Source organism: Enterococcus sp. DJ147D b, from assembly GCF_058216655.1.
Window position 1 is genome coordinate 1,769,120 of the sequence record NZ_CM177104.1, and the last position, 13,536, is coordinate 1,782,655.

Consider the following 13,536-nt stretch of genomic DNA (forward strand, 5'->3'; position numbering starts at 1 on the left):
TTGATGCCGTTTTCAACATAATAACACAAAAAGGCGCTTATTTGCGCCTTGCTCCTTTATTTTTTTGCTTTTTTGTTTTCTTCTTGTTCTTGCTTTTTTTGTTTAATTTTTCTGTTTCAGGAAGCATTTTTGTGTGTTTCGAGACTGTTCGATCCGCTTTTTTTAGTGGACGTTCTGTTTTTTCTTCTTTTTCAGCGGGCTCATGATGCAACATCCCACCGTACAAATAGATTTCAGTTATTGTGATGTCCGCCTCACGCGCAATTTTCTTCATATCTCTTAACTGATTGTCTTGAACCAAAGTAATGACTGTACCAGCATTACCCATTCGTCCTGTACGACCTGAACGGTGAAGATATGTTTCGACATTGAACGGCACTTCCGCGTTGATAACATAAGGTAATTTAATAATATCTAAGCCACGAGCAGCCACATCTGTCGTCAACAAAGCTGTTGTTTTACCTGCCTTGAAATAGTCTAGTGCTGCTTTTCGAAGCAATTTGTTTTGGTCTGAAGCTAAACTTCCCACCGTTACACCACGAAACGTTAGTTTTTCTTCCATCAGACCTAATTCACTTAATTGGTTAAAAAAAACTAATCCTTGAAAGCCATCCACATGCATCAAACGGCGCAAGTAGTCATCCTTTTTACGTGCAGGAACACGTAAAAAGTAATGTTGCAGACCCTTTCTTGACTCGTCTTTGTTAGAAACATCTATTACTTGAAGTTGTTTTCCACTAATTTTTTCAAACATTTCCAGCGAGCGATCAGCCGTAGCAGAAAAGAAAGCGAATTGATAATCCACTGGTGCTTGATGCAAGATTTGTTTCACTAATTGAACACTACTTTCATCAAATAACTGATCAGCTTCATCAAATACCATTGTTTGGATTTGATGTGCTTTCAATTTTTTAGCCTTCATCAATTCTAACACGCGCCCGGGTGTTCCTATTAAGATTTCCGGTTTTTTCTTCAGCCCTTCGACTTGTCGTTTCACATTCGCACCACCAAGTAATGATTGAACTTTTAGATCAACTAAAGCTGCCCATGCGCGAGCCACTTCCGTTACTTGGATTGCCAGCTCTTGTGATGAAGTCAAAATAAGTAGACTGCTACCAGCTTGTGGTTGGACATTCAGCAGTAATGGCCAGAGATAAGCTAATGTTTTGCCAGAACCAGTTGGGGAAATGGCTACCAAGCTTTCTTTTTCACGTAATTTTTGAAAAACAGCTTGTTGAATCAAAGAAGGTTCTTCAAATCCTTGACTCGTCCATTTTTCTTGCCATTTTTCGGGAAATGCTTGTATAAATTCATTCATTAAATTTCTTCCTCATTATCTGCATCAAAAGTGATGCCTCCATTTTTTCTTAAGTCATAAACGACTTGATTCACATTTCGTGCTAATTCGACCCATTCTTCATACAATAAGCCCCATGCACGATCTTCACGATGGTTCAATACGTTCGCAAAGTCTTTCGCTTCTTCTACCATTGGATTTTCAGCAACTTTAATTGCTAGATCCACGATTTCTTGGTGATTTCGATCGTGAAATTCTGCTTTCTCAATCGCATTTACACCATTTAAAACTAAAGTTCCTGAATCAAAATAAATTTCAGACGGCATAAATGAATCGCCAATTTTTCCAGGTTGGATTGCAACATCAAAAGAATCATAGCGTAAAATTCCCCAGCCAAGACCATCGACCCCAGTTGAAATTTTTCTTGAAAAATAGTGGACTTCTTTTGGCATACCGAACCAAGCAACTGCCGCATAAACTAAATAAACGCCTAAATCCATCATTGCCCCACCAGAAAAATGAGGAGAGAATATGTTTGGTTCTCCACCATCTAGAACTTGATCATAACGAGAAGAATACTTCATGTAGCTAAAGTTCGCACCAATGATTTCGTCTTTTGAAGGTAAGTGATCTGTAACTTTTTTAAAGCCTTTTTCATGAATATTGCGAGCAGCTTCAAAGAAATACACTTTTTGTTCATTCGCTAGATGAATGATCTCATCCATTTCTTCTGGCGTTGAAAATGCAGGTTTTTCAACGATTACATTTTTACCAGCTAAGATTGCTTGTTTAGCTTGTTCAAAATGAAGACTGTTTGGTGAAGCAATATAAACAGTATCCATATGGGCAATTCCAAAGAATGTTGTTAAGTCTGTCGCAAACTCGATATCCCCCGAATACTTTTCGCCAAATGTTTGGGCTTTTTCCAATTTTCTTGAATAAACTGCTGTTAACTCATATTTTTTCGTACTTAAAGCTGCTTCAACAAATTGATGTGTGATCCAATTCGTCCCAATAATACCTAAATGAATCATTTTCTCGTCCCCTTTTCTTTACTGATTTTCAATCACTGGGTTTTCAAATGGCGCCTCCAAATCAAAAGGAATTCTTTGCTTTAATCGTACACTATTCGCGTTCACCACACAATTATACGTAAGAACTTGAACCCCTGCTGCTTGAGCCGATTGAATAGCCAATGCAAATTCTGGTTGCATTTCTTGATGAATCGTTGAGACTGTTACTTGTTCAAATTGAGCAATAAACAAAACATACGTCAAGTACCCTTCTTTGCGTGCATCGATCAATTCCAAGATATGTTTCAGTCCTCGCGTCGTTGGCGCATCTGGGAATGCTCCGACAGCTAAGTTTTCCAACGTCATCCCTTTAACTTCCACAAAAATTTTTTGATTCGTCGAAGTTTCCAAATAGATATCAAATTTTGAATGATGATACACAACTTCCCGTTTCAAAAAAGTGATTTCTCCTGCCAACTCAGGCAACTGGATAAGCCCATTTAAAATGCCTTCAGCTGCTAATTGATTGGGTAATTGACTATCAATATTGAACCAAACATCTTTTTTCTTCACCGCAATCAAATCATAATCGGTTTTTCTTTTAGGACTTGGCGTGTAAGTCACTGCAACTTGCGCACCTGGAAGAAACACTTCTCTTCCGCGTCCTGTATTCTTGACATGAGCAGTGATGATCTCACCATCTGCTTTTTGACAATAGGCAATAAAACGATTGGGTCGTTCAAGAAAAGAAACGACCTCGACTTGTTGATACTCCACTTGTTGTCACCTGTCTTTCTATCTAGTATCCTATCATAATTTCACTAAAAACACTTGAAAAACCAGTCGAAAGTCTTAGAGAATTTTTATCCTTTTTTCGGTAGAATGAAGGTAAGCATAAAATTGACGATAAACTTTCCCATTCACTTTAGTTAAGAAGGAGCGATTCAATGAAAAAAAGAATTTCGTATCTGATTGGCATGTCGTTGTTAACTTTACTCGGCGGAGTCGCTGTGCAAAAAAGACAACAAAAAAAACAAGAAAAAACAATCGATGCTACGACCTACGTTCGCACGTGGTATTTTCAAGATCATCATCAGCAACCCCATCAACTCACTGTCCTTCCTGAATATACATTAGTTTTGGATCAGCAACCAATCCAAGCGACGATCATCGAATTAAATACCCAAAAATTTGTTGTTCGCGATCAATATGGTTACCACCTCATATTGACAAACCAATCACCAATGACATTTTACGATGAGGCTGAAGATGTTTCATATATTTTGAGTAAAAAAGAGCAATAATTTATTTCAATTTTCTTATCACAAAAATCACTTAGAAAACCAGTTCAAACAATTAAAATGATTTCAATAAATAAAACAGCTGACCAATTTGTGTCAGCTGTTTTTGTTTGGGTAGAAAGCACAAAAATTCCTCATTTTTTCATTTAGAAAAATAGTCATTTTCATTTTTTTTTGTTACACTTACTATTGATGGTTTTTACCATGAAAGGATGATCGAACATGACACCAAATCGAGAGGATTACTTAAAAATCATTTTAGAATTGGGTGGCGATACAACAAAAGTTAATAACAAACAAATCGTATCCAGCCTGGATGTCTCGCCGGCGTCTGTTAGTGAAATGATTTCAAAACTTGTGAAAGAGCAATTAGTTGAACATTCACCTTACCAAGGCGTACAATTAACCACTGCGGGACTTTATAAAGCTAGTAGCTTGATTCGTAAACATCGTTTATGGGAAGTTTTTTTAGTTGAACATTTAGATTATCGTTGGAATGAAGTACATGATGACGCTGAAGTCTTAGAACATGTTACCTCAGAACAACTTGCAGATCGTTTAGAAAACTATTTGAATCATCCTAAGCATTGCCCTCACGGCGGCATTATTCCACAAAAAGAACAAGTCGTTCATGAAGAACGACGCCAAACATTAGAGTCTTACCCACTTGGCACATATATTCGCATTGCGCGTGTATTAGATGAAAAGGAACTACTTGACTACCTTGTAACCATTGATTTAAATATTGATGAAGAATATGAAATCATTGATATCGCAGCTTATGAGGGGCCGATTACGATAAAGAACGAAACCAAACAAATTTCCGTCAGTTTCAAGGCGGCTAGTACCATTTTTGTTGATAAACTATAAAGGAGGACATCTGCATGTCAAATGAAAAAAATGTTTTATTTACGATTTTTGGCGGTACAGGCGATTTAGCACAACGTAAGCTGTACCCTTCATTATTCCGTCTTTATAAAAAGGGGAATTTGAATGAACACTTTGCAGTGATTGGTACCGCGCGTCGTCCTTGGTCAGATGAACACTACCGTGAAGTAGTCAAAGAAACCATCCAATCATTGAATCCAACGGCTGAAGAGGCAGAAGACTTTGCTGACCATTTCTACTATCAATCACATGACGTCAATGATTCTACGCATTACCAAACACTGAAAGAATTGGCAGACAAATTAGATGAGAAATATCAAATCAATGGGAATCGTGTGTACTACCTAGCAATGGCGCCACAATTTTTTGGAACGATCGTTACACATTTGAAATCAGAAAAAATTGTTACTGAAACTGGCTTCAATCGTTTGATTATTGAAAAACCATTTGGTGCAGATTATCAATCTGCCTTTGACTTGAATCAACAAATTCGTCAGGTTTTTCCAGAACAAGACATTTTCCGGATCGATCACTATCTCGGAAAAGAAATGATTCAAAATATTTCAGCCATTCGCTTTGCAAATAATATTTTTGAATCACAATGGAACAACCGCTACATTGATAATATTCAAATCACGTTCGGTGAAAGCCTCGGTGTCGAAGATCGTGGTGGGTATTACGATCACAGCGGTGCATTAAAAGACATGGTGCAAAACCACATTTTACAAGTTGTCGCTTTGTTAGCCATGGAACCACCTGTTGCCTTTTCTGAAAAAGAAATTCGGACAGAAAAAATCAAAGCTTTAAAAGCTGTTCGGATCTATAACGAAGACGAAGTCAAAGAAAATTTTGTTCGTGGACAATATGCAGCAGGAGAATTAGATGGACAAACTTTCAAGGCATATCGTGATGAAGATAAGGTGGATGAACATTCTGAAACAGAAACATTTGTTGCTGGTAAATTCACTATTGATAATTTCCGATGGTCGGGTGTTCCTTTTTATGTCCGAACTGGTAAACGTCTGACGGAAAAAGGAACCCGGATCAACGTGGTCTTCAAACAAGTCCCCGTCAATGTTTTTAAAACTTCTGTCGATGAGGCTTGTGAAGAAACAAACCTTCCACCAAATGTTTTGACCATCTACATTCAACCAACTGAGGGGTTTTCTCTTTCACTTAATGGGAAAGAAGTTGGCCAAGGTTTTGATACTGAACCAATCAAACTTGCCTTTCGAAATAGCGCGGAAATGGTTGAGAACAGTCCTGAAGCTTACGAAAAATTACTTTTAGATTCATTAAATGGTGATGGAACAAACTTTTCACACTGGGAAGAAGTTGCTCAATCTTGGCATATCGTTGATGTGATTCGCAAAACGTGGGATCAGATCCAACCAGATTTCCCTAATTATAAAGCTGGTTCAATGGGACCTGATGAAGCATTTGAACTTCTAGAAAAAGATGGATTTGAATGGATCTGGCAACCAGACCACTGGTACCGTGAGCGTGGAAAATTGAATTAACTAATCAAAAAAACACATTTCTTATCAACTGTTGAGGATAAGAAATGTGTTTTTTTGATTAGTTAGTTTACATAAAAAAGAACTACCCAACCAAATGGGTAGCTCTTTTTTTATTCGAATCCTTCTGCAACAGCTTCTGGATAATTTTCTTCAACGATTTTAGCACAACGTCCGCATAAATGTGGTAATTTTTCATCTACACCAACATCTTTACGAATTTGACGACAACGATCACAAACTTCACCATCTGCTTTTTCGACTAAAATCGCGACATCTTCAAAATCAACTGCTTCAACTGGAACAGCATCTTTTGCAGAGGCAACTTCAAAATAGTCCGGAGAAATAATCAATAATTGTGGAATATCGGCATCTACTGCTATCAATAATTCACGAACTTGTTCATTTGGATAAACAGTTACTTTTGCTTCTAAAGATTTACCGATCAACTTCGCATTTCGCGCTTCTTCCAAAGCTTTCAACACTTTATCACGGAAATCCATAAATGCTTCCCAAGTATCCATTAATTCCTCTTGATTTGAAAATTCTTCATAGCCAGGCAATTCACTCAATTGTACATAGTCTTCTTCTTCTTTTAAGAATGACCAGATTTCTTCTGTTGTATGAGGAATAATTGGTGTTAATAATTTTGTCAATGCTACAGCAGTTTGATAGAAAACAGTTTGCATACAACGACGTTGATAGTCATTTTCTGACTCAATATAAACAACATCTTTGGCAAAATCTAAATAGAAAGCAGATAGATCAACAGTTAAGAAATTCATTACTGTACGATAAATATGCATGAAGTTATATTTTTCATAACCTTCATCACGAATTTCTTTAATCACTTGATTCAAGCGAACAGTCATATATTTATCAACTGAACGTAATTCATCGTAAGAAACTGCATCTTGTTTTGGATCAAAATCTTCTGTATTAGCAATCAAGAAACGCATCGTATTTCTGATTTTGCGGTATACTTCAGCTACTTGACCCAAGATATCCATTGAAACGCGAACATCAGCTTCATAATCAACACTTGAAACCCATAAACGCAGAATATCTGCACCAAATTGTTTGATAACTTTATCAGGAACAATCGTATTTCCTAAAGATTTACTCATCTTGCGTCCTTCACCATCAAGTGTGAAACCTTGAGAAAGAACGGAGCGATATGGTGCTACACCATTGATTGCTACACTTGTTGTAATACTTGAATTGAACCAACCGCGATATTGGTCAGAACCTTCCAAATACATATCCGCTGGAAATGACAATTCTGGACGTTGACGTAAAACTGCTTCGTGCGAAGATCCAGAGTCGAACCAAACATCCATGATATCTGTTTCTTTGGTGAATTCGCCATTTGGTGAGCCAGGATGTGTAAAGCCTGCTGGTAAAAGATCTTTTGCCTCTTTTTCAAACCAAATGATTGAGCCATGCTCTGCAAATAATTTTGCCACATGCTCAATTGTTTCTGGTGTAATGATTGCTTCACCATTTTCCGCATAAAAAATTGGTAATGGTACACCCCAAGCACGTTGACGAGAAATAACCCAGTCACCACGATCACGAATCATATTGTACAAACGAGTCTTACCCCATGGAATAATCCAATTCACATTTTCAACTTCATCCAAAATATTTTGACGGAAGTCATCAATCGATGCAAACCATTGTGGTGTTGCACGATAGATAACTGGTTTTTTTGTACGCCAGTCATGTGGATAGCTATGTGTAAAGAATTCTAATTTTAAAAGCGCACCTTTTTCTTCAAGTAATTCTGTAATCATTGGATTTGCTTTGTCATAAAAAATACCTTCAAAACCTGGTGCTTCATCAGTAAACACACCTTTAGAATCCACCGGTGAAACAACTGGTAATTTATATTTATTCCCCGCAATGTAGTCATCTTCCCCGTGTCCAGGAGCCGTATGAACTAAACCAGTCCCTGCTTCTAATGTTACATGGTCACCTAAGATAACTACAGAGTCACGATCATAAAAAGGATGCTGTGCTGTCATAAATTCCATGTCTTTACCAGAAATTTCTTTCAGTACAGTAACGTTTTCCCAGCCAATTTCAGCTTGAACTTTTTCTAATAGATCTTTTGCTACAACAAATTTGCGTCCATCAGCTTCAATCAAAACATAAACAAAGTTTTCATTTACAGCGATTCCTTGGTTTGCTGGTAAAGTCCATGGAGTTGTTGTCCAAATAACAAATGAAGTATCTTCGTCTAAGATTCCTTTGCCATCTTTCACTTTAAAAGCAACAAAGATTGATGGTGATTTTACATCTTTATATTCGATTTCAGCTTCAGCAAGAGAAGATTCACTTGAAGGAGACCAATAAATTGGTTTTAATCCTTTATAGATATACCCTTTTTCTGCCATTTTTCCAAACACACGGATTTGTGCTGCTTCGTATGATGGATCCAATGTTACATATGGATGTTCCCAGTCCCCAGCAACACCTAGACGTTTAAAATCCTCACGTTGTTTGTCGACTTGAGAAAGTGCGTACTCACGACATTTTTCTAAATACTCAGTGATTGGCATTTCTTTACGTTTGATACCTTTATTTGCTAAGACTTGTTCAATTGGCAATCCGTGTGTGTCCCAACCTGGAACGTACGGCGCACGGAACCCAGACATTGATTTTGAGCGAATGATAATGTCTTTACTAATTTTATTCAAAGAGTGACCTAGATGGATATTACCGTTCGCATAGGGAGGTCCATCATGTAGGATAAAACTTGGTTTGCCTTCATTTAATTCTTGTCTTTTCTGGTAGATGCCTACTTCTTCCCACTCTTTTTGCCATTCACCTTCACGGTTAGGCAAGTTCCCACGCATAGGAAATTTTGTTTTTCCTAATTGTAGTGTCTCTTTCATTTTCATAAGAGAACCTCACTCCTTTGATTTTTTTCTAAACGCAAAAAAGCATGTGCATCCCAAAGGGACGAACATGCCGTGGTACCACCCAAATTTAAGTTACAAAAAGCATAACTTCTTCGAGACCAATAACGAGGTCAGCCGTTACTTCTTACTTTTATTTCAGAAATAATTAATGTAGAGGATCTTTCACTTTGGAGGGTCTTGCCAAACTCACACTACCATTGGCTCGCTAAAAAGAATTCAAAGTGCTTTTCTGTTCTACTCGTTTTTGTCAGCAATAACAGAGAGATCAATTTCTCTCGTATCAAATGTTTGAACTGCTGGAGATTCTAATGTTTCTGGTTCTGAGTTTACAACAGGATTATTTTCATTGTCAAGTTGTTTTGCCAAAACTTCTTTGATTACTTCATGACTGTCATTCACATAACTTGAGAATGGTTGTAAAATTTCATCCCACTCAGGACTCTTAACTTGTTCTAATTGTGATTCTAACATCAAACTAATACGTTGATGGAAGACACGTGTGCGTTTTTTCAAATCTTCTGTTTCTGTTGCAAGTTGTTTTGCTTTTTCAGTTGCATCTGTTAAGATTTGACGTGCTTTTTCTTCTGCATCTGTTGTTAGTTGGTGTGCACGTTTTTCAGCGTTAGCAACTAATTCATCTGCTTTATTTTGAGCAGATGTCACAATTACTTCTGATTCTTTGCTTGCACTTGTTTTTACTTTATCAGCTGTGTCCTGTGCAACAATAATCGATTGATTCAATGCATCTTTTAATTCATTGAAGTACTCTAATTTTTCTTCAGAATGTTTAATTGCTTTTTCTAATTCGCGATTTTTAGTTGTTGCTTCCTCGTAGTCGCGAACAACTAAATCTAGAAAATCATCTACTTCATCTTGATTATACCCACGCATTTTCGTTGGGAATGTTTTATTTTGAATATCTAATGGAGTTAAAGCCATGAATAAACCACCTCTTTGTTTTATTTGCGTAATACACCAAATAATACCCTATATTTTTCTTTTTTTGTTTTTCCCTCAAGCTCTTGAATCTGGATTCGTCCATAACCACGAATCGAAACAATATCTAATAATTCAAGAATAAAATCTGGTCGTGTATTTTCCGTCCAGTTCACTTTCACTTTACCAGATTCAATCAATTGTTTCGACCTTTGTCTAGAAATATTATAGATTTCTGAAATGACGCTATCAAGCCGCATCGAAGTAACTGTTCCTCTTTCTTGTGTCCAACTATCTTTTGGCAATAACATTTCTGTATAAGCAATTGGTTCTAAACGAGCCGTTACTTTTCCAATTTTCGTTATTTGGGCAACAACAAAGTGTTCAATCTCTCTTGCAACAAAGATTTGCCATCGTTCACCATCAGAAATAATATCTCCAAAATAAGCACGCTTAATGCCGGTACCTACCAAAGTACCTAATATCTTTCCATGGCTTAAGCTAGCAAACTTACTTGGATAGTGTACCTCGTACAAGCTCACTTCAAAATCGTCTTCAGTAGGTTCGTAATACTCTGGATAAATCAAGCATCGCTTTCTCTCTGCTTGTTCATACCCACCATAAAACGTGAAACGTAACTCACTGTCTTGCCGAATCAAAGTTTCCAAAATATAGGCTTGTCTTGGATCTAAGAAATCAGTTAAGTACGGTGCGTATTGACTTTGTACTTGTTCAATCCAATCACCCACCGAATCAATAAAAGTTCGTTCTTCCGTTCGAAAATGTTGGTAGATATTTTCATCCATGATACTCACCTCCTAAAAACTATAAAAGTGAAACAATAATCATCGTTAGTCCTTGACTAGCTAGATTCAAAACGATAACTGCCACCATGATTGTAAGATCGATTGGTCCAAAACGTAAGTTTAATCGATCAAACAAGCTAAGATAAGGTTCACAGATTCTCGATAAAAATTTCCCAAAAGCCGATTGATACCCGCCAGGAAACCAAGATAACAACGCATAAATAACTAATAAAATAGTATATAGATAAACTGCATCATTAAGTAAATTAAGCAAACGATAAATTAAAATGGTCCTTCCTCCTCTTACAGATCAAAAATATTTGCATCTGCGAATGTTTGAGCAGTTGAACTATCAATTTCCATGCCAGTTGGTGTACAAAGAAAAATTTCATCGCCAACCCGTTTGATATCTCCATCCAATGCGTAAACTGTTCCAGTTAAGAAATCAACAATGCGACGCGCTTGTTTTTCTTCTACTAAATGAAAGTTCACTAATGTTGCTTCACCAGCAATGATTTTTTTTGCAATCATCATTGCTTCTGAATACGCACGTGGTTCCATCACTGTAATTTTATTTGCCAAATTGGTTTTAGGTTCATAAGATTGACGAGCAACTTTTTCTTCTTGTTTTACTGGTCGTGTTGGAGCTTGACGAAGCTCAATTACTTTCTTTTGCTCAACAGTTGGTTTTTCCTCACGTGTCGCGTACTGCGATTGATTGGTAACTGTTTGAGTCGCCTCACGTGTTGATTTGTTAACTGTTGGCTTTAGTGTTTTTTGTGTTTGTGACTGAGTCACCGTTTGTTTTTTTGTTTCAGGAAAATCTGGATACTCGTACTCTTCTTCATCGGCTAATCCGAAAAAATTAGCAATTGCTCCTCTATTTAAAAGTGGCATGACTCTTCCTCCCTTATTTGTCCTTGAATAGTGCTGTACCTACACGGATAAACGTTGCTCCTTCTTGTATCGCAATAGGAAAATCTTGACTCATTCCCATACTTAATTCTTCACACGGTGCATGAGTAAATCCTTGCTGATGAACAAGGTTACGTAAGTCTTCAAGTGTTCCAAATACTTTGTGGATTTGTTCAACAGAAGCATCTTTTGGGGCCATAGTCATCAAGCCAATGACCTTGATTTTTGAATAATTACCTAAAGAATCAACAAATGAAAGTAACTCATCGGGCGCAATTCCATGTTTGGACTCCTCACCTGATACATTTACCTCAATAAAACAAGCCAATTCTTTCTGAACCCTCTTTTGAATTTCTTCTGCTAATTTCAAACTATCCAGCGCATGAAAATAATCAATTTCATTTACAATCAATTTTACCTTCCTACGCTGTAAATTACCAATCAAATGCCATTTTATTTCAGGAAAATTAACTAAATCTTGCTTCTTCTGTAATAATTTGTCCACACGGTTTTCTGCACAATGCAAAACCCCCGCTTCAACAAGTTGTTTGGTTGTATCTGAATCAACTGATTTTGTTACAGCAACTAATTGAACTTCTTTCGGATTTCGATGAACAAGAGCACACGAATCCTGAATTTCTTGCTCAATTTCTTGCAAGTTGTCAGCAATCATGTGCTCTTTCCTCTCCTTTATCGCTTACGACGGAAGAACGGTGGCGTATTTAATTCGTCATCGTCATTCGCTTTTGTTTCTTCACGGCTGAATGTATCAAAATCTTTTTTTTCAACATGATCAAAATTTGATTCTTCAACTTTAGGACGAACATTTTGTTCACGTCTGATATCCCAGTCACCAAAGCTGTTTTCATCTTCAGTCGAAGTCGGTTTTGCTTGGTCCATATCTAAGATAGGTTTTTGAGTTTGTGATTGCATTTGTTGTCTAGCTGGACGGCTAGACTTACGCTCCTTTTTTGACTCATCAATACCTGTTGCAATAACCGTTACGCGGATTTCATCGCCCAATTCTTCATTAATTGATGTACCCAAGATAATGTTTACATCACCTGTAGCAGCATTAGCAACAATATCAGAAGCATCTTGCGCTTCAAATAAAGTCATGTCTAGACCACCAGTAATGTTCAACAATACTTGTTCTGCTCCATCGATGGATGTTTCAAGAAGTGGAGAAGAAATAGCTTTCTTCGTTGCTTCGACAACACGTTCTTCACCGCTAGCAACACCAATTCCCATTAGTGCAGTTCCTTGGTTTTCCATCACTGTTTTAACATCAGCAAAGTCTAAATTGACATAACCTGGTGCAGTGATTAAATCAGAGATACCTTGAACTCCTTGTCGTAAAACATTATCTGCTTCACGGAATGCTTCAAGCATCGGAGTCTTTTTATCAACAACTTCAAGTAAACGATTGTTTGAAATAATCAATAATGTATCAACATTTTCTTTCAAACGAGCGATACCTTCAGCAGCAAAACGTCCTCGTTTAGGTCCTTCAAAAGTAAATGGTCGTGTAACCACACCCACTGTCAAAGCGCCTAATTCTTTGGCAATTCCTGCTACGATTGGTGCAGCACCTGTACCAGTCCCGCCGCCCATTCCAGCAGTGATAAAAATCATATCTGCGCCATCTAAAGCTTCGCGCAATGATTGTTCACTTTCTTCAGCAGCTTTTTGGCCAACTTCTGGTTGAGAACCAGCACCAAGACCACGTGTATATTTAGGGCCTAACTGGATAACAGTTTCAGCCTTTGAATTTTTTAATGCTTGAACGTCTGTGTTGGCTGTGATGAACTCAACACCTTTTACGTTTTCTTCAATCATACGGTTTACAGCATTACCACCGCCGCCACCGACACCGATGACTTTGATAACTGCGCCGTCATTGATATTATTATCAATTGAGAATTCCATGTTTTAT

General features: G+C 37.4%; 12 protein-coding genes and 2 pseudogenes. 3 read left to right on the forward strand and 11 right to left on the reverse strand.

The genetic code is table 11. The annotated features are described in order from the left end of the window. Window positions 1–37: 37 nt before the first annotated feature. The 3 genes from AC4BD1_RS08415 to sfsA are packed head-to-tail and all read right to left on the reverse strand — an operon-like array spanning window position 38 to window position 3,087. Window positions 38–1,318, reverse strand: a complete 1,281-nt coding sequence (locus AC4BD1_RS08415) for a DEAD/DEAH box helicase (RefSeq protein ID WP_490466275.1) — start codon at window positions 1,316–1,318, stop codon at window positions 38–40. Next, window positions 1,318–2,331 (reverse strand): Gfo/Idh/MocA family protein, encoded by a 1,014-nt coding sequence (locus tag AC4BD1_RS08420; protein ID WP_490485478.1) that lies wholly within the window; start codon window positions 2,329–2,331, stop codon window positions 1,318–1,320. Before AC4BD1_RS08420 ends, AC4BD1_RS08415 begins: the two co-directional genes overlap by 1 nt. A gap of 18 nt (window positions 2,332–2,349) precedes the next feature. Next, window positions 2,350–3,087, reverse strand: coding sequence for a DNA/RNA nuclease SfsA (sfsA, locus tag AC4BD1_RS08425; RefSeq protein WP_490466276.1), 738 nt, complete (start codon window positions 3,085–3,087; stop codon window positions 2,350–2,352). A 170-nt stretch (window positions 3,088–3,257) separates the two neighbouring features. Here sfsA and AC4BD1_RS08430 point away from each other — a divergent pair, with 170 nt between their 5' ends. From AC4BD1_RS08430 to zwf, 3 genes are all read left to right on the forward strand, one after another. Next, the gene (locus AC4BD1_RS08430) at window positions 3,258–3,614 is read left to right on the forward strand and encodes a DUF4828 domain-containing protein (RefSeq protein ID WP_490466277.1); all 357 of its coding nucleotides are present in this window, start codon (window positions 3,258–3,260) and stop codon (window positions 3,612–3,614) included. A gap of 219 nt (window positions 3,615–3,833) precedes the next feature. Further along, the gene (efaR, locus tag AC4BD1_RS08435; protein WP_206910406.1) at window positions 3,834–4,481 is read left to right on the forward strand and encodes a transcriptional regulator EfaR; all 648 of its coding nucleotides are present in this window, start codon (window positions 3,834–3,836) and stop codon (window positions 4,479–4,481) included. Between the two features lie 14 nt (window positions 4,482–4,495). Beyond that, complete coding sequence (zwf, locus tag AC4BD1_RS08440; RefSeq protein ID WP_490466278.1) at window positions 4,496–6,019, forward strand: glucose-6-phosphate dehydrogenase; 1,524 nt, start codon at window positions 4,496–4,498, stop codon at window positions 6,017–6,019. Between the two features lie 110 nt (window positions 6,020–6,129). Here the strand turns inward: zwf and ileS are convergent, their stop codons facing one another. From ileS to ftsZ, 8 genes and pseudogenes are all read right to left on the reverse strand, one after another. Further along, window positions 6,130–8,922, reverse strand: coding sequence for an isoleucine--tRNA ligase (ileS, locus tag AC4BD1_RS08445; protein ID WP_206910410.1), 2,793 nt, complete (start codon window positions 8,920–8,922; stop codon window positions 6,130–6,132). Window positions 8,923–9,177: 255 nt separating this feature from the next. Further along, the gene (locus AC4BD1_RS08450) at window positions 9,178–9,882 is read right to left on the reverse strand and encodes a DivIVA domain-containing protein (protein ID WP_206910412.1); all 705 of its coding nucleotides are present in this window, start codon (window positions 9,880–9,882) and stop codon (window positions 9,178–9,180) included. Between the two features lie 20 nt (window positions 9,883–9,902). Continuing rightward, window positions 9,903–10,685, reverse strand: coding sequence for a YlmH family RNA-binding protein (locus tag AC4BD1_RS08455; protein ID WP_067480574.1), 783 nt, complete (start codon window positions 10,683–10,685; stop codon window positions 9,903–9,905). Between the two features lie 19 nt (window positions 10,686–10,704). Beyond that, window positions 10,705–10,968: a YggT family protein gene (locus tag AC4BD1_RS08460; RefSeq protein ID WP_430733290.1), complete on the reverse strand. Its 264-nt coding sequence runs from the start codon at window positions 10,966–10,968 to the stop codon at window positions 10,705–10,707. 20 nt (window positions 10,969–10,988) lie between these two features. After that, window positions 10,989–11,363 (reverse strand): annotated as a pseudogene (locus tag AC4BD1_RS08465) (cell division protein SepF); the annotation flags it as partial. Between the two features lie 122 nt (window positions 11,364–11,485). Further along, window positions 11,486–11,582, reverse strand: a pseudogene (locus tag AC4BD1_RS08470) (cell division protein SepF); the annotation flags it as partial. Between the two features lie 13 nt (window positions 11,583–11,595). Continuing rightward, a complete protein-coding gene (locus AC4BD1_RS08475) occupies window positions 11,596–12,273 on the reverse strand; it encodes a YggS family pyridoxal phosphate-dependent enzyme (RefSeq protein WP_490466280.1) in 678 nt (225 codons plus the stop codon). Between the two features lie 17 nt (window positions 12,274–12,290). Continuing rightward, a complete protein-coding gene (gene ftsZ / locus AC4BD1_RS08480; RefSeq protein ID WP_206910418.1) occupies window positions 12,291–13,529 on the reverse strand; it encodes a cell division protein FtsZ in 1,239 nt (412 codons plus the stop codon). Between the last annotated feature and the right edge of the window lie 7 nt (window positions 13,530–13,536).

Bases quoted from the DNA above. Each gene is read 5' to 3' on its own strand.
- zwf (WP_490466278.1), top strand. From the start codon at position 4,496: ATGTCAAATGAAAAAAATGTTTTATTTACGATTTTTGGCGGTACAGGC.
- AC4BD1_RS08475 (WP_490466280.1), bottom strand. From the start codon at position 12,273: ATGATTGCTGACAACTTGCAAGAAATTGAGCAAGAAATTCAGGATTCG.
- AC4BD1_RS08455 (WP_067480574.1), bottom strand. From the start codon at position 10,685: ATGGATGAAAATATCTACCAACATTTTCGAACGGAAGAACGAACTTTT.
- AC4BD1_RS08415 (WP_490466275.1), bottom strand. From the start codon at position 1,318: ATGAATGAATTTATACAAGCATTTCCCGAAAAATGGCAAGAAAAATGG.
- efaR (WP_206910406.1), top strand. From the start codon at position 3,834: ATGACACCAAATCGAGAGGATTACTTAAAAATCATTTTAGAATTGGGT.
- AC4BD1_RS08430 (WP_490466277.1), top strand. From the start codon at position 3,258: ATGAAAAAAAGAATTTCGTATCTGATTGGCATGTCGTTGTTAACTTTA.
- AC4BD1_RS08450 (WP_206910412.1), bottom strand. From the start codon at position 9,882: ATGGCTTTAACTCCATTAGATATTCAAAATAAAACATTCCCAACGAAA.
- AC4BD1_RS08420 (WP_490485478.1), bottom strand. From the start codon at position 2,331: ATGATTCATTTAGGTATTATTGGGACGAATTGGATCACACATCAATTT.
- ileS (WP_206910410.1), bottom strand. From the start codon at position 8,922: ATGAAAATGAAAGAGACACTACAATTAGGAAAAACAAAATTTCCTATG.
- ftsZ (WP_206910418.1), bottom strand. From the start codon at position 13,529: ATGGAATTCTCAATTGATAATAATATCAATGACGGCGCAGTTATCAAA.